General features: G+C 59.1%; 11 protein-coding genes. 7 read left to right on the top strand and 4 right to left on the bottom strand.

The features are described from left to right. The first annotated feature begins 6 nt into the window (after window positions 1-6). From PHX60_RS02755 to PHX60_RS02740, 4 genes are all read left to right on the top strand, one after another. Window positions 7-1362, top strand: a complete 1356-nt coding sequence (locus tag PHX60_RS02755; protein ID WP_300074370.1) for a matrixin family metalloprotease — start codon at window positions 7-9, stop codon at window positions 1360-1362. Continuing rightward, entirely contained in the window at window positions 1349-2122 is a 774-nt protein-coding gene (locus PHX60_RS02750) for a glycosyltransferase (protein WP_300074367.1), read from the top strand. Before PHX60_RS02755 ends, PHX60_RS02750 begins: the two co-directional genes overlap by 14 nt. Then, window positions 2119-3051, top strand: coding sequence for a glycosyltransferase family 2 protein (locus PHX60_RS02745; protein ID WP_300074365.1), 933 nt, complete (start codon window positions 2119-2121; stop codon window positions 3049-3051). The genes PHX60_RS02750 and PHX60_RS02745 overlap by 4 nt, the downstream gene beginning before the upstream one ends. Before the next feature lie 92 nt (window positions 3052-3143). Further along, on the top strand, window positions 3144-4244 hold the full coding sequence (locus PHX60_RS02740; RefSeq protein ID WP_300074362.1) for a glycosyltransferase: 1101 nt from the start codon (window positions 3144-3146) through the stop codon (window positions 4242-4244). Between the two features lie 43 nt (window positions 4245-4287). Here PHX60_RS02740 and PHX60_RS02735 read toward each other — a convergent pair whose 3' ends face one another. Then, a complete protein-coding gene (locus tag PHX60_RS02735) occupies window positions 4288-7920 on the bottom strand; it encodes a DNA methyltransferase (RefSeq protein WP_300074360.1) in 3633 nt (1210 codons plus the stop codon). Between the two features lie 160 nt (window positions 7921-8080). On the opposite strand from PHX60_RS02735, the gene secA reads away from it, so the two are divergent. Continuing rightward, entirely contained in the window at window positions 8081-10855 is a 2775-nt protein-coding gene (gene secA, locus PHX60_RS02730; RefSeq protein WP_300074358.1) for a preprotein translocase subunit SecA, read from the top strand. 23 nt (window positions 10856-10878) lie between these two features. Here secA and panC read toward each other — a convergent pair whose 3' ends face one another. Together panC and panB are read right to left on the bottom strand one after the other, a co-directional pair. Then, a complete protein-coding gene (gene panC / locus PHX60_RS02725; RefSeq protein WP_300074355.1) occupies window positions 10879-11736 on the bottom strand; it encodes a pantoate--beta-alanine ligase in 858 nt (285 codons plus the stop codon). A 70-nt stretch (window positions 11737-11806) separates the two neighbouring features. Continuing rightward, window positions 11807-12679 carry a 3-methyl-2-oxobutanoate hydroxymethyltransferase gene (gene panB, locus PHX60_RS02720; RefSeq protein WP_300074352.1) on the bottom strand — a complete coding sequence of 291 codons (873 nt, stop codon included), beginning with the start codon at window positions 12677-12679 and terminating at the stop codon, window positions 11807-11809. A gap of 120 nt (window positions 12680-12799) precedes the next feature. Here panB and PHX60_RS02715 point away from each other — a divergent pair, with 120 nt between their 5' ends. Further along, window positions 12800-14080 (top strand): MgtC/SapB family protein, encoded by a 1281-nt coding sequence (locus tag PHX60_RS02715; protein WP_300074349.1) that lies wholly within the window; start codon window positions 12800-12802, stop codon window positions 14078-14080. A 104-nt stretch (window positions 14081-14184) separates the two neighbouring features. On the opposite strand, the gene PHX60_RS02710 is transcribed toward PHX60_RS02715, so the two are convergent. Then, entirely contained in the window at window positions 14185-15315 is a 1131-nt protein-coding gene (locus tag PHX60_RS02710; RefSeq protein ID WP_300074346.1) for a Fic family protein, read from the bottom strand. Between the two features lie 105 nt (window positions 15316-15420). On the opposite strand from PHX60_RS02710, the gene dbpA reads away from it, so the two are divergent. Beyond that, complete coding sequence (gene dbpA, locus PHX60_RS02705) at window positions 15421-16818, top strand: ATP-dependent RNA helicase DbpA (protein WP_300074343.1); 1398 nt, start codon at window positions 15421-15423, stop codon at window positions 16816-16818. Window position 16819: the final 1 nt, after the last annotated feature.

Raw genomic sequence — 16819 nt, 5'->3', positions numbered from 1 at the left:
TTTTCTATGGATTGGGTATTTGCTCCTATGGCCGTGACTGCCGCTGACCTCGAAACCGTGGTGTACTCGGGCGATTACCGGGTTGATGCGCTGCTTGATTTCCCTGCTGTCTGGAATTTCTTTCCCGATGGCCGCAACGTTTTGTATTACACCTTTGATGCCAGTACGGGCAGCACCATCGATGGGGAGACCGCGCAGCCGGTCACGCGCTTTAATGCCACACAACAACAAGCTGCGCGGCAAATTTTGCAATATGCCAGCAGTGTTACCGGCATTGTCTTTACTGAAGTCAATAGCAGCAGCTTTGCCGATGTGCATTTTGCTGCCACCAACCTTGCTGGCAGCACTACGGCTGGAAAGACCTCCGCCTATTACCACTACAACGTGGATCAAAACAACGTATTGACTGGGCTAGACCCGGAAACGCTGGTTTATTTAGACAACGTAGAACACGCCAATATCAACCAACAGCCAGTAGCTGGCTCGGCGGGCTACGAAGTCTTGCTGCACGAAATCGGCCACATGTTGGGCTTGGGGCACCCGTTTGATACGACCTATCCCTTGCCCGCAGCCGAAGACCATACCAATAACACGGTCATGTCTTATACCGACCGGGGTGGTTTCAAAGCGCAGTTTCAGTCTTACGACCTCCTCGCGTTAGACTGGACTTATGGCCGCGACGGCCTGGGCGGAAACTGGGGTCTCCACTCACTGTACGGCCCCACCCTGAGTCTGGGCACCGAGCCTGTATTGCAACAGGGCACCCCCTACAATGACACCCTGTTCAGTCGCACCACCGATGAGGTTTTTGATGGTTTACAGGGCCTTGATACCGTGGTGCTGCAAGGCTTGCGCGCCGATTACACCCTCAGTCGCCAAGGCGCAGATTGGCAGTTGCAAGACCACACTGCAGGCCGCGATGGCTTAGATACCTTGAATAATATAGAGCGGCTCCAGTTTTTAGACACCAGCGTGGCCTTGGATTTGGACGCTGCTGCTGGCACAGCGGCGCGTTTGATTGGGGCGGTGTTGGGGGCTGCTGGACTGAATCGCCCCGATTGGGTAGGCGTCGCCTTGGATGCCGTTGACGCTGGCCTCAGCGCCGCGCAGTTAAACCAGCTGGCTTGGCAACTGGTACTTGGCCCCAACGCCAGCCATACGCAAATCATCGCGCACCTGTACCAGCAGCTCTACCACACAGCCCCTGATAACAGCATCTTGCAAGGTTTGGTGGCGGGCTTGGATGCGGGCCAATACACCCCCGCCGATGCAGTGGCTTGGGTTGCTGCCAGCGATACCAATGCCCACAATATTAATTTGGTGGGCTTAAACACACAGGGGTTGGCATTTGTTCCCGTCTGATAGGGTGTTGGTCGTTTCGGTGGTGAGCCACGGGCATGGCCCGCTGGTGCAGCGTCTGCTGTGGCAATTGGCCCAATACAGTGCAACTACTGTGGCACGGGTACTGCTCACACTCAATATCCCCGAGCCTGAACCTATTGCACCGCCAGAGGGCTGGCCGTTTGTTTTACAGATTCTGCACAACCCCCAGCCTATCGGCTTTGGTGGCAACCACAATCGGGCGCTGCAACAGGTGGCGGAGCCGTTTGTTTGCATCCTGAATCCGGATGTAGAACTCATCGGCCCCAAAGACCCTTTTGCCGCACTGCTGGACACGGCGGCCCAAGCCGGTACCGGCTGCGCCTACCCAGTGCAACTCAACGCCCAAGGGCAGGTGCAAGACAGCGAACGCGCCCTGCCCAGCCCGGCGGCACTCTGGCGACGGCGCGTTTTGCGCCAGCAAGAGCAGCGGGTGGACTGGGTCAATGGGGCTTGCATGGTGTTACCCACGCCCGTGTGGCAACAGCTGGGCGGTTTTGACAGCCGTTATTTTATGTATTGCGAAGATGTAGATTTGTGCCTGCGTCTGCGCTTAGCTGGTTTAGCCTTGCTGCGTGCGCCGGTAGCCGTGCGCCACGCGGGGCAACGGGCCAGCCAACGCCATTGGCTGCATACTTGGTGGCATATCCGCAGTTTGTTGCGCTTATGGGGTTCGGACAGTTACCGAATCCTACGCCGCCAGCCCGGTACTGCCCATACAGCCACCCTCACTGCCCCATGATGGATACTGCCTCCGACCACGCCACGCGCAATGCAGTGTATGCCGTGGTCGTGTCTTACTGTAGTGACGCAGAGCGCTTGCAATTGCAATTTGAGCGCCTCTTAGAGCAGGTACACACCATTGTTTGGGTAGATAACGCCTCTGACCCAGCACTGCGGCAGTGGGGGCAGCGCTGGCCACGCGAACGCGTACACCCCATTTGGCTGGACCAAAACCAAGGCATTGCCGCCGCACAAAACCGGGGTATAGAACACGCCTTGGCCTGTGGGGCCGCGCATATTTTGCTGATGGACGATGACAGTTTGCCCGCCCCCGACATGGTCAATTGTCTATTGGCCGCACTGCACAGCCATAGCAACGCGGGGGCAGTGGGCGCGTGCCATACGGATTCCAGAAGGGGACTAGAGCGTAGCCCCTTCATTGTGTTGGATGGTTGGCGCTTGCGTTGGCTGGCCTGCACCAACCCACAGCAGGTGTGGCAAGTCGATCATGTGATTGCCTCGGGCTGCTTAATTCCGGCGCCAGTGTTGCAAGCCGTGGGGGGGATGCGTGAAGACTTTTTTATCGACTGGGTCGATATTGAATGGTGCCTGCGTGCGCGCAACCACGGCTATCCTATTTTGGGGGCCTGCGGGGCTTTGTTAGAGCATTCCTTGGGCAATCGGGTACTGCGGGTGTTGGGCCAAGAAGTCTCTCTCCATGCACCGTGGCGCCATTACTACCAAGCCCGCAACTTTATCCTGACGCTGCACAGTCGCCAAACCAGTCTCGCTTGGAAGGCGAACATGGTACTGCGCCAGCTCAAGCGCTTTGTCGTGTTTTCCACCTTGGTGCCGGGGCGTTGGCAATATTTTAAAATGTGGCTACGCGGAGGGTGGGATGCCTGCCAAGGACGGTCTGGGCCTTTGCTACCTCCGGGAACCAGGTAAACCATTTTGCACACTCGTCTTTTTGTGCGCTGCATCTATCATCGCGCTGCTTGCTGCCCCCAGCACATCTATACAGGTACTGTCGCTCTCCTATGATGTGGTTGTCTTTGGTGGCCTTTTTGGTCTCGGCTATCGTTGCTGGTTTGGTGATACGCTGGTTGCGCGACCACGCCGCACTCTATGGGCCAGAAATGCCCCAGCGTTTTCATTTTGGCCATGTGCCGCGCTTGGGCGGTGTAGCCCTGTTGGCAGGCACCGGCTTGGGCTGGCTGCTCGGCCTGATGCAAATGGCTTGGGGCGACCCTGGCAACCTCAAATTAGGGCACTGGACGGGTCTCTGGCTCCTGACCCTGTTGCCAGCGGCCATTGGCGGCATTGCCGAAGACATGACCCAGCGCCTGCCGGTGCGTTTTCGGCTGGCGTTTACGGCCCTGTCGGGCTTGTTGGCCGTAAGCTTGCTAGACATGGGCCTAACCCGTTTGGGCTTGCCGTGGCTTGATGCGCTGCTCCAAAGCACGCCTTGGCTAGGCGGGCTGATTGTGCTGCTGGCAGTGGCTGGTCTGCCCCATGCGTTTAACATCATTGACGGTTACAACGGCCTGGCCGGTATGGTCGCCCTGATTGTGTGTTTGGCCTTGGCCCACGTCGCCTTGCAAGTCGGTGACCGTGCCTTGGCCACGCTGGTGGTCGTCATGGCTACCGCCACGGGCGGTTTTTTAATCTGGAACTACCCGCGCGGCATGTTGTTTGCGGGCGATGGTGGGGCTTATATTTGGGGTGTGGTGATTGCGCTGGCCAGTTTAGCGCTGGTGCAACGCAATGCCGATGTGTCGCCTTGGTTTCCGATGCTGCTGCTGATTTATCCGGTCTGGGAGACCATGTTCTCTATTTACCGCAAACTGGCGCGGGGTGTCTCGCCGGGGGTGGCCGATGCGCTGCATTTTCACCAGCTTATTTACCGGCGCATTGTGCGTAGCGTGTTCCATGACGATGAATCGCGCCGCATGTTGATGCGTAACAACCGCACCTCGCCCTACCTGTGGGGTTTTACCCTGCTCACGGTGGTGCCTGCGGTGCTGTTTTGGAATAAAACCTGGGTACTGATGGGCTTTTGCCTGCTGTTTGTTGTCAGTTATGTGGTGGCCTATTTGGCGATTGTGCGTTTTAAGGTGCCAGACTGGTTGCGCCATTAAACAACCACCAGCTAAAGCGCTTGTTTTTACCCGATTGACTGGATTAACGCCAAGCCATGATGCCACCGATGCTGGTGGTTTGAGCGCGGCCCAAGGCTTCGAGGGTTTGGAGCAGCATGGGCAGGCTTTTCTTCCACGGGCCACGGCCTTTGAAGTGGGCTTCTATCTGCGCTTGGGTGAGTGGGGCCGCGCTGGTGGCCAGCACTTGGGCCACGGCGCGCACTTGTTCGGGCAGGGTGGCGGGCCATTGTTGCTGCACGGGCTGGGCGATGGTGCTGGTGGCAGCGGTGCTATCGGTGTCCACTTGCAGGGCTTGTTGGACTTGCGCGGGCAATTCTGGGGTGGCTTGGGGGTTTTGGAAAGCTGGGCGCAGCCAGCGGATATGGCCTTGGGCTTCTTCGGTGGCGCGTTGGCTGTTAAGGGTGACCAGCCGTTGCAATAGCATTTCGGTGTCGGTGGGCAGGCGCAGGTCTGTCCAGCCGTAGGCGGCCAGCACGGCGGCATCGAGTTCTTCGTGGAGTTGGCGCAAGATACTGACCAAGCCTTGTTGGTGGATGGTTTTCTCTTTGGCGCTCAGGGGACGGCCTTCGCGCAGGGCGGTTAGGACGTTGTAGAGGCCGGTCAGGGTGATGGTGGCCCCCACCTGCCCCAGTACGCGCTTGCGGTGGCTGTCAATTTGCTCGGCCAAGCTGGCAATGTGTTGGCGCAATTCTGGGGTCAGGCCGGTGTCTTGGTCGGGGAAGGGGAAGGTTTCAAAGCAGCGGGATTTGTTGTAACGAGGATCGTTGCCAACGCCCAGCCGTGAGCCTGTAGCTAGTGCCCATTCAATATGCAGTTGGCTGGATAAAACCCCCAGAAAAAAGTTATCTTCAAGCCCGATCACTACCAACATCTGGTCAGGCAATATCGCACCATCCAAGAATTGGAAAACACGGTGTTTCGCGGTCATTACGGTAGCGATGTAACGCGGCAAGCCTGCCAGCGCACGGCGCATTTCCTCGTTGTTGCGGCGATGCAGCCACCACTTTTCGCGCAAGTCTTTGTCTTTATTGACATCACGTTCGGGTTTTACGCGGTTTAGCAGCCATTGGTAGAGCTTGGGATAACGCTCGCGCACTTTCGTAGCGTCTAGCCCGTGGCAATCAATCACCAGCAAATTGCGGCTGTGGTCGGTTAGGTCTTTACCATTGCGGTAAGGCTTTAATGGCGCGTTAGCCTCGATGGTGGCGGCCTCTGCCACGCTCATCAACATGCCTGCGCCATGTGGGATAACGCCTGCACTGCTCAATTTGCTATTGGCTAATAGCGCTTTGGCACAGGTAACGTTGGCCCCCACAGTCAAATCTGCATGAATCAGGCCGGTACGTTGGGCCACAGTGACCAGCATTTCCCCATATTCACCCGGTTGCTCGTCGGTGACGGTGAGCAATTGACCTTCTGCACCCGCCCCCGGTGCCAGCACGGTCATGGCAATGCGTACCGCTGCCCCGTTAGCGCCATCCACCCAAGGATGGTCAGGAATGGCCAGCACCAAATGCGTAGGCTGGGCCTGCGTAGCGGTTTTTGCGGACTTGGTTTTAGCACCGCCGGTAGCAGCGGCGGCGGTGGGTGTGCCAGTGGCCGATTTCTGCGCCTTTGGCAGTATGAGGCCGCTGGCACACCTGCCGTCGTCGCCCCCACTCACTCCCACGCCATCATCCACGCACACTAAACCACCGTCTAACGCCGCCTGCACCACGCGCCGGTTAAAAGTCATGGTCAGGCTATTGGTCGTAATCAAGCCCATGCGCCGCGCCCGTCCACTGGCTACCTGTTGCGCCGCATGGTGCCACCAATACAGCACAAAATCTGCACTATCTGGCACCTCGGGCCAAGCCCTACGCAAAGCCTCGACATACCCATCACCCAAAGCCTCGCGCATACGCAACTTGCCAATAAACGGCGGATTGCCCACCACAAAATCCGCCTGCGGCCACTGCGCCCGTTTGGCCCCCACATAACGCCACTGCGGCACCTGCGCCGCCTCGTCGGGCACCTGCTCGCCCGTTACGGGGTGTGTTTTGAACGTGACTCCATCCCAACGGCTTAACAGCTGCCCGGCTGGGTTGTAGGCCGGTTCTTGCGCGTCCCACGCCAACACCGCATCGCGGCACTGAATGTTGCCGTAGTTGTGTACCACCGGCTCGGCCACGCTGGCATTGCCATAGGTGCGAATGTGCCACTGCAAAAAGCCAATCCACAACACCAACTCGGCCAAAGCAGCGGCACGCTCGTTCAACTCGATGCCCAACAATTGTTGCAAAGTAACCGTTTCGCCTTCAAAGCCCAATTGGTCTTGCGTTTGGCCCAAGGCTTGCAACTGGTTGAACACTTCGCCCTCTAGGCGCTTGAGATGCTCCAGCGTCACGTACAAAAAGTTGGCACTGCCACAGGCTGGGTCTAACACCCGAATGCTGCACAAATGGTGGTGAAACTTTTTGACCTCGGCGCGTGCTTCGGCCAACTTGGCTTGCGCGGCCTTGCCCTCTAAAGCGGCGGCCTCGTGCGCCAACACCAAGGCGGCGGCTTGGGCGTTGGCCCAATCGGCGCGCAAAGGCTCTATCACCGTGGGCAGCACCAAGCGCTCGACATAGGCGCGGGGGGTGTAGTGTGCGCCCAAGGCATGGCGTTCGGTGGGGTCCAGGGCGCGCTCTAACATGGTGCCAAAAATGGCCGGTTCTACCTCGCGCCAATTGGCTTGGGCGGCGGCAATCAGCAGGTCTATTTGCGCTGGCGTGAGCAACAGGCTGTAGTGGTGCGTATCGGCCCCCTTGAACAGTTTGCCGTTGAAGTGCAGCACCGGCTTGGCCAAAGCAGCGCTGAAACCGCCTTGGTCCATATCGGCCCACAAAATACGCAACATCTGTTGCAGCGTGCTGGGTTGCTCGCGGTAGGTTTGCAACAAACCCAAAAAGGCACCGGGGGGCAGCAAGGCCACATCTTCGGCAAACATGCTGAACAGGCAGCGCGTTAAATAAGCAGCCACCACGTCGGGCGGCAGCGGGTTGGGGCCACTTTCTAAAGATTGCGACAAGCGTGCCAACAGCGCCGCTACCTCGCGCGTGACTTGCGCGCTGATGCGGGCGGGGTTCAGGCTGTCGGGGTCGGTCCAAATACCGCGCAGGCGCTGTTGTACCTCGGGTTGTGCCAAATCGGCCAGCGCCAGCCGGTGGCTGCGCGGGTCCGGGAACGGGGTATAGGTGCCACCGCTGCGGCTGAATTCGGCATAAACCTCTATTACCGTGCCCACATCCACCACCAACAAAAACGGCGGGCGGCCCTCGGCAGCGGGCAAGGCACGGGCGTAGCCTTCGGCTTGGCTGCGGGCGCGTAATAAGCCGTCGTCAAAGCCCTTGGTGTGGCGGCTGGCCTTGAGCTTTTTGGCCTCCAGCACAAAATGGCCGCGTTTGTAGCAGTCGATGCGTCCAGCGCTGCTGCTGCCGTCGCCGTGGCTAAAGGTCACGGGGCGCTCAAACATGTAGTCTTGCGCCGGGCTGGGGTGGGGCTTTTCTAGGCCCAGCACATCGCACAGGTCGAGGATGAAACTCTGCGCCGTGGCCAGTTCGCTGGCGCTTACGCCTTGCCAGCGGTTAATAAAGGCTTGCACAGCGGCGGGGGTGGGCGGGTTTGTCAACATGGCCACCATGATAGGCGGCTACGCTGGCAAGGGTGGGCAGCGTGGGGGCTAAAATCTCTTATCCGGTGCCGGTAGTCCGGTACCACCCGACATCTTCTATCTTCACAGGGATTCGGACACCCAACGGGCTGCACAAGTCTGCTACGGTGTTCCCGCTCGCATGGTCACCAACTTCCTTACCAAACTTTTCGGCAGCCGCAACGACCGGCTCCTCAAGCAGTACCGCAAGACCGTGGCACGCATCAACGCCTTAGAGCCTGAGTTAGAAAAGCTCGACGATGCGGCACTGCGGGCCAAAACCGAGGCTTTCAAGCAACGGGTAGCGCAGGGCGAATCACTCGATGCGCTGCTGCCCGAAGCCTTTGCCGTGGTGCGCGAAGGCTCCAAGCGCGTGATGCGGATGCGCCATTTTGACGTGCAGTTGCTCGGTGGTATGGCGCTGCACTACGGCAAAATTGCCGAAATGCGTACCGGCGAAGGCAAAACCCTGACCGCCACGCTGCCGGTCTATCTGAATGCTTTGTCCGGCAACGGGGTGCATGTGGTCACGGTGAACGACTACCTGGCCAACCGCGATGCCCAATGGATGGCGCGTTTGTACAACTTTTTGGGCCTGACGGTGGGGATTAACCTGCCCAACATGGGGCGCGAAGAAAAGCAAGCCGCCTATGCTGCCGACATCACCTACGGCACCAACAACGAATACGGCTTTGACTACCTGCGCGACAACATGGTGTATGAGTCGGCCGACCGGGTGCAGCGCCAGCTCAACTATGCCATTGTCGATGAGGTGGATTCGATTCTGATTGACGAAGCGCGCACGCCGCTCATCATCAGCGGCCAAGCCGAAGACCACACCGCCCTGTATTTGGCGATGAACCAAGTGGTGCCGTTCTTAACACGCCAAGAAGGCGAAGCCGACCCGCGCACCGGCGAAGGGGTGATTAAACCCGGTGACTTCACCTTAGATGAAAAATCGCACCAAGTTTTTCTGACCGAGCAAGGCCACGAAACCGCCGAGCGCGTGTTGGCGGCCCAAGGCATGTTGCCCGAAGGCTCCTCCCTGTACGACCCGGCCAATATCTCGCTCATGCACCACCTGTATGCAGCGCTGCGCGCCCACAATCTGTACAACCGCGACCAGCACTATGTGGTGCAAGACGGCGAAATTGTGATTGTGGATGAGTTTACTGGCCGCCTGATGTCGGGCCGCCGCTGGAGCGAGGGGCTGCACCAAGCAGTAGAAGCCAAAGAAGGCGTGACCATCCAAGCCGAAAACCAAACGCTGGCTTCTATCACCTTCCAAAATTATTTCCGCCTCTACGGCAAGCTCTCGGGCATGACCGGCACGGCGGATACCGAAGCCTACGAGTTCCAAGAAATCTACGGCCTAGAAACCGTGGTGATTCCACCCAACCAACCCAGCAAACGCCAAGACCAGCTCGACCGGGTGTATAAAACCACCAAAGAAAAGTACGACGCGGCCATCCAAGATATTCGCGAGTGCTATGAGCGCGGCCAGCCAGTGCTGGTGGGCACCACCTCGATTGAGAACTCGGAAATCATCGACCAACTGCTCACCCAAGCCAATTTGCCGCACCAAGTGCTCAACGCCAAGCAGCACGCGCGCGAGGCCGACATCATCGCCCAAGCAGGCCGCCCCGGCATGATTACCATCGCGACCAACATGGCCGGGCGGGGTACCGACATTGTGTTGGGGGGCAATATTGAAAAAGACATCGCCGCGATTGAACACAACGAAGCCTTAGATGCGGCCACCAAGGCCAGCCAAATCGAAGCCCTGCGCGCCGCTTGGAAAGAAGAAAACGAAAAAGTCAAAGCGCTGGGCGGCTTACGCATTATTGCCACCGAACGCCACGAATCGCGCCGCATTGACAACCAATTGCGCGGGCGTTCGGGCCGCCAAGGAGACCCCGGCTCCTCGCGCTTTTACCTGAGTTTAGATGATGCGCTGATGCGGATTTTTGCCGGTGAGCGGGTGCGCTCTATTATGGACCGCCTGAAAATGCCCGAAGGTGAAGCCATCGAGGCGGGTATCGTCACGCGCAGTATTGAATCGGCCCAGCGTAAAGTTGAGGCGCGCAACTTTGATGTGCGTAAGCAGTTGCTGGAATACGATGATGTGGCCAATGACCAGCGCAAGGTAATTTACCAGCAGCGTAATGATATTTTGGATGCAGCAGCGCTGCACGATGTGATTCATGCCATGCGCGAAGATTGTTTTACCGATTTGGTGCGCCAGTATGTGCCAGCAGAATCGGTAGAAGAACAATGGAATCTGCCCGCCCTAGAGGCCGCTTTAGCCCAAGAATGGCAATTGCCGCTGGATTTGCGCGTGCTGGTAGAAGGTTCCGAATCCATCACCGATGAAGATATTTTAGAGAAGGTGCTGACTGCGGCCCATGCGGCTTTCCAAGCCAAAGTGGATTTGGTAGGTGAAACCAACTTTACCCATTTTGAGCGCATGGTGCTGCTGCAAAACTTTGACAGCAACTGGCGCGACCATTTGAGCGCGCTGGATTATTTGCGCCAAGGCATCCATTTGCGCGGCTATGCACAAAAGCAGCCCAAGCAAGAATACAAGCGCGAGGCGTTTGAATTATTCCGCCAATTGATTGATACGGTAAAAACCGATGTTACGCGCACCCTGATGACGGTGCAGGTGCAGTCGCCAGCGCAAATTGAGCAAGCCGCCGAAGCAATGGAGCAGCGCGCCGAGCATATCGCCAACGTGACCTACACCGCCCCCACCGAAACCGGCGAGGCTGAAACCACGCTGGACGAAAGCACCGTGACGCGACAAGCCAAAGCCGCTGCTGTGGCCGCTGTGGCGGGTAGCCATGTGGGCCGCAATGACCCTTGCCCTTGCGGCAGCGGTAAAAAATTCAAGCAGTGCCACGGCAAGCTGGCTTAAAAGCTGGCGTGCGTTGATTTACATCAAATCTCGAAGTTGTCAATCAGGCGCGTGCTGCCCAAGCGGGCGGCACCCAACACCACCAAGCTCCCAGCACCATCGCCCGCTTGGGGCGCTTGCAAATCAGTGCGACGGCGCACGGTCAGGTAATCGGGTTGCCAGCCGCGTGCTTGCAAGGCTTGCAGGGCTTGGGCTTCTAAAGCTGGGACTTGGGCGGGCAAAGTGTCGGCAGCGGTCAGTGCAGCATGGCCCAAGGCTTGCAGCGCCAGCGAGAGCTGTACCGCCTCGGTGCGTTCAGCCTCGCTCAGGTAGCCATTGCGTGAACTCAGCGCCAAGGCATCGGCAGCGCGTTGCGTTTGCCCGGCTACTACGTTAATCGGCAAAGCAAACTGCTGCACCATGCGGCGCAATACCATCAGCTGTTGGTAGTCTTTTTGCCCAAACACCGCAGTGCCTTGGGCTTTGCCCGCAAACACGGCACTCAACAGCTTCATCACCACGGTACACACGCCAGTAAAGAAGCCGGGGCGAAACTGGCCTTCCAAAATATCCGCCAATTGCGGGTCGGGTTGCACTTTGAAGGTTTGTGGCTCGGGGTACAAGTCCGGCTCACGCGGGGCAAACACCACATCGCAACCGGCGGCCTCTAGCTTGGCGCAATCGGCCTCCCAAGTGCGTGGGTAGCTGTCAAAATCTTCGTTCGGCAAAAATTGCAGCCGGTTGACAAAGATGCTGACCACGGTGGCATCGCCCAGTGGTTTGGCTTGGCGCACCAAAGAGAGATGGCCCTCGTGCAGGTTGCCCATCGTCGGGACAAATGCGGGCTGGCGGTAAGCCGCCAAAGCGGCGCGCAGTTCGGGAATGGTGCGAGCGATGTGCATAAAAAAGCCCAAAAGCCTAAAAAACAAAAGGCGGATTATTCCGCCAAAGCAAAACCCGGTGCTGGGGTGCTTACCAAGCGTGCTGTGCGTTGTTGGGAAAGCTGCCGTCTTTGACAGCACGCACATAGGCTTGCATGGCCCCACGCACGCTGCCAGCATCCTGCATAAAGTTATGCACAAACTTGGCCATCTTGCCCAAGTTCATGCCCAACATATCGTGTAACACCAGCACTTGGCCAGCAGTGCCACTGCCCGCGCCAATGCCAATGGTGTGGCAGTGTTGCAGCTCTTGCGTTAGTTCTGCCGACAACTGCGCTGGCACCATTTCTAATACCACCATACTGGCCCCAGCGTCTTGCAACTCGTGGGCATGGCGGCGCAAAATTTGTGCTGCTTGCTCGCCCTTGCCTTGCACGCGGTAGCCGCCCAAGGCATGGACGGTTTGCGGCGTCAGGCCCAAGTGGGCGCAGACGGGGATGCCACGCTCGACCAGAAAGCGCACCGTCTCGGTCGTCCAGCCACCGCCTTCGAGCTTGACCATGTGCGCGCCCGCGTGCATCAGGGCCGAGGCGCTACGCATGGCCTGCTCTTTGGATTCGTGGTAGCTGCCAAAGGGTAAATCACTCACCACCCAGGCGGTGCCTTGCACCCGGCGCAGACCACGGGCTACGCTGTCGGTGTGGTAAATCATGGTCTCCAGCGTCACGCCCACGGTGCTGGCCAAGCCTTGGCAGACCATACCGAGGGAGTCGCCCACCAGCAGGCACTCTACGCCAGCGGCATCGGCCACGGCGGCAAAAGTGGCATCGTAGGCGGTGAGCATGGTGATTTTGTCACCCGCTTCGCGCATTTGTTGCAGGCGCGGCAAACTCACTGGGCGCCGCTGTGGCAGTGGCGATGCGGGTGGCAGAGTGCCATAGGGGGTGGTGGCAGAGGGGGGCATGGGGGCCAACTCACAAATTACATAAGATTTCCGAGTGTAATATGGGCCTTCATGCAAAAAAATGGCAACCCGCTTTGGCGGGCTGTGTTTTGCAAGTGCCACAGCAAAGGAGACCCTCCTATGGAAGCATCCAGTTTTTCGGGTGATGTGTCTGCACTGAGCGGACTGGCCGTGGCTTTGGGCTGCGGTTTGCTGATGGGCATTGAGCGCGAGCGGCGCAAAGATGGCCAATCTAAGAAGGTAATGGCGGGAATGCGCTCCTTTGCCTTGGCCTCGCTTACGGGGGCCTGTACGGCCTTTTTAGGCTCACAAGTGTTGATGGCGGTAGGCGCGGCTTTTGTGGCCCTCATCAGCATTGTGGCCTACGCCTACGACCGCTCCGATTCTCCCGGCGTAACCACCGAGATTGCCCTGTTCATGGCCTATTTGATTGGCGTGATGGCGGTGCAAGCGCCGATGTTGGCCTCGGGCCTGACGGTGATGGTGACGGGCTTGCTGGCGGCGCGCAATGCCCTGCACCAGTTTGCCCGCGATTGGTTGCGCCCCGGCGAGGTGCAAGGCGGGTTGATTTTGGGCGCGCTGGCGCTGCTGGTGATGCCGCTGCTGCCCGACCGCCCACTGTGGGGGCCGGTATTGAACCCGCAATTGGTGATGAAGCTGCTGATTGTGCTGCTGCTGATTCAATCGCTGGCCCATGTGGGGCGACGCTTGTTGCAGGCGCGCCAAGCGGTGGCGTTGTCGGCACTGGCCTCGGGTTTTGTCTCTAGCACCGCCACCATTGGCAGTTTGGGTATGGAGCTACGCACCACGCAAGGCTCGCACAAGCTGCAAGCGGGGGCGGCTTTGCTCTCTTGCGTGGGCACCACCACCCAAATTGTGATTATTGGCGGCACCATCCAACCGGCGTGGATTTTGTCGCTCTGGCTGCCCGCCTTGATTGGCAGTGGCGTGGCCGCACTGTGGGGCGGCTGGATGGTGTGGCGCTATGCCACGCCCCCTGCCAGCGGTGATGCCGCCAGCACCAACGGCCCGCCGCCAGATACCGATTTGTTCCGCCTGCGCGATGCCGCCCTGATTGTGCTGCTGCTCACGGCCATTCAGGCTGGGGTGCATGGATTGCGTCTGTGGCTGGGCGACACCGGGGTGATGGTGGGCACGCTGGTGGCGGCGTTGGCCGACATCCACGCCGTCACGGCGGCCTTGCTCACGGTGGGTGTACCCGGCAGCCCCGAGGCCACACAGATTGTCTGGGCCTTGTCCGCCGCGATGGTGGTCCACGCCTTTAGCAAAAGCACCGTGGCTTGGGCCAGTGGCGGTTGGCGCTATGCGCTGGCCTTGGCACCGGGGCTGTTTGCCCACACCTTGGGCTTTGTGGGTACGCTGCTGGCGCTGATGTGGTAGCGTTGCAGCAATTCTCAATTTGGGCTCAAAAAGAGGCACGGACAGGGGCGGTGCCTGCCACTGCACGCCGCCTAATCCGCTGTTTGCGCCTTAGCCATGCCAGCTCACTGCGCTTGGGTAAACGCTAATCCGTAACTGCTACTGCGCCCGCCAGCGTCTGAGCGGTGCAGCACGCCCAGCGCCACCAGCTCGGTAATATCACGCAGGGCAGTATCGGTCGAGCATTTGCCCAAGGCGGCCCATTTGCGGCTGGTCAGTTTGCCTTCAAAGCCATCCAGCAAACGATTCAGCACCTTGATTTGCCGAGGATTCAGGCTAAGCCCTGACAGGCGCTGCCAAAACTGCGCTTTGTGCAGCACGGCATCTAAGGTGTGATGGGCCAGTCGCAAGGCTTGTGCCAGCATGTGCAGAAACCATTGCAGCCAGTCTGTGACCTCTAAAGAACCCTTTTGCGTGCGTTCCAACATCTCGTAATAGGCTTTGCGTTCACGCTGAATTTGGGCCGACAGGCTATAAAAGCGTTGCGGGCTGCCATCGGCGCGCGCCAGTAATAAATCGCCTATCGCACGCGCGATGCGGCCATTGCCGTCGTCAAACGGGTGCAGCGTGACAAACCACAAATGCCCCAATCCGGCGCGCACCAAGCTGGACTCGGTGGGGGTGGGGGTATTGATCCAAGCCAAAAAACGTGCCATTTCCTCGGGCAAACGCTGGGCCGGTGGTGCTTCAAAATGGATGGTTTGCCGACCGATGGGGCCGGAAACTACTTGCATTGGCCCATTGGCATCATCGCGCCAGCTGCCGATACTGATTTGGCTCAAACCAGAATACCCAGTAGGAAACAGCGCAGCGTGCCAGCCAAACAGGCGTTGTGCGCTCAGGGGTGCAGCACTGTTGGCAGTGGCATCCAGCACCATCTCGACCACGCCCTCCACATGCCGATCGACGGGGGCCAAAGAGCCAATATCCACCCCCAAACGGCGCGCAATCGAGGAGCGCACCGAGGCCACATCCAGATGTTCGCCTTCGATTTTGCTGGTGTTGAGCACATCGTCGGTCCAAGTGGCCAAGCTGGCTTGGTCACGCAGCCCCAAGCCGACATCCGCCAGCCGCCCGAGCAGCAAACCCTGCGCCCGGCTAACCTGCGCCAGTGGCTCTACCAAGGCAGCCAAGTCGTAGCGCCAGTGTGGCCAGTCGGGGGCTTGCCAGATATAAGCGTAATCACCGCAATTCATGCGGCGATTATGGCGCTAATCACCGCACGGCGGCTTTTTAAGCCCGCTTGCCGTGGCGATGGTGCAGCGGTGGTGCAGTGGGTGCCAGCGTCGATAATCGGGCGCATGACTTCCACCCCCGCGCACCGCGCCACCGACTTTAGCGCCTTGGCGCTCAGCCCGGCCACTTTGGCCAATTTGCAACAACTGGGCTACTTGCAAATGACCCCGATTCAGGCGGCCAGCTTACCTGCCGCCTTGCTGGGGCAAGACCTCATCGCCCAAGCCAGCACCGGCAGCGGCAAAACGGCGGCTTTTGGGCTGGCCCTGCTGGCCCGGCTCAATGCGCGCTGCTTTGGCGTGCAAGCCTTGGTACTGTGCCCGACGCGCGAGCTGGCCGACCAAGTGAGTGCCGAAATCCGCCGCCTAGCGCGTGCCGAAGACAACATCAAAGTGGTAACTCTGTGCGGTGGCGTACCCTTGCGCGGCCAAGCACAAAGCCTGTCGCATGGCGCACATATTGTGGTGGGCACGCCGGGGCGGGTGATGGACCATTTGGAGCGCCAAAACCTGTCTTTAGAGCAGCTCAATACCTTGGTGCTGGACGAAGCCGACCGCATGTTGGACATGGGTTTTTTTGACGACATCGCCACTGTAGCGCGCCAATGCCCCAAAGAGCGCCAAACGCTGTTGTTCTCGGCCACTTACCCCGAGGGCATCGCCAAACTCAGCCAGCAGTTCATGAAGAACCCGCAGCAAATTAGCGTGCAGGCGCAACACAGCGCCAGCAAAATTGACCAGCGCTGGTACGAGGTCAAGGACAGCGAACGCCTGCACGCCGTCGGGCAGTTATTGGCGCATTTTCGGCCAGAATCCACGCTGGCATTTTGCAACACCAAGCAACAATGCCGCGATTTGGTCGAAGTCTTGCAGGCACAAGGCATCAGCGCCTTGGCCCTGTATGGCGAGCTAGAACAGCGCGAGCGTGACCAAGTCTTGGTGCAATTTGCCAACCGCAGTTGCGCCGTGCTGGTAGCCACCGACGTGGCCGCGCGCGGCTTGGATATTGCCCAGCTGGCCGCCGTGATAAACGTGGATGTAACCCCCGACCCCGAAGTGCATATCCACCGCATTGGCCGCACTGGCCGGGGTGATGCCGAAGGCTTGGCGCTCAATTTGGCCAGCATGGACGAGATGGGCAGCGTCGGCAAAATCGAAGTGCTGCAAGGCCGCCCGTCCGAATGGACAGCGCTGACCGAACTGACACCAGCCCCTGGTGGCCCGCTGTTGCCGCCGATGACCACGGTGCAAATCATTGGCGGACGCAAAGAAAAAATCCGCGCAGGTGATGTGTTGGGCGCTCTGACCGGCGAGATGGGCTTCACGCGCGAGCAGGTAGGCAAAATCAACGTCAATGAGTTTTCTACCTATGTGGCCGTGGAGCGCGGCATTGCCGAGCAGGTGGTGCATCGGTTAAACACAGGTCGCGTCAAAGGTAAGAGCGTTAAGGCACGGCTGGTATAAG

Source organism: Giesbergeria sp. (assembly GCF_028686475.1).
Lineage (GTDB): Bacteria > Pseudomonadota > Gammaproteobacteria > Burkholderiales > Burkholderiaceae_C > Simplicispira.
Note: the sequence above shows the minus strand (reverse complement) of the source record. Positions and strands in the feature narration are given on the sequence as shown.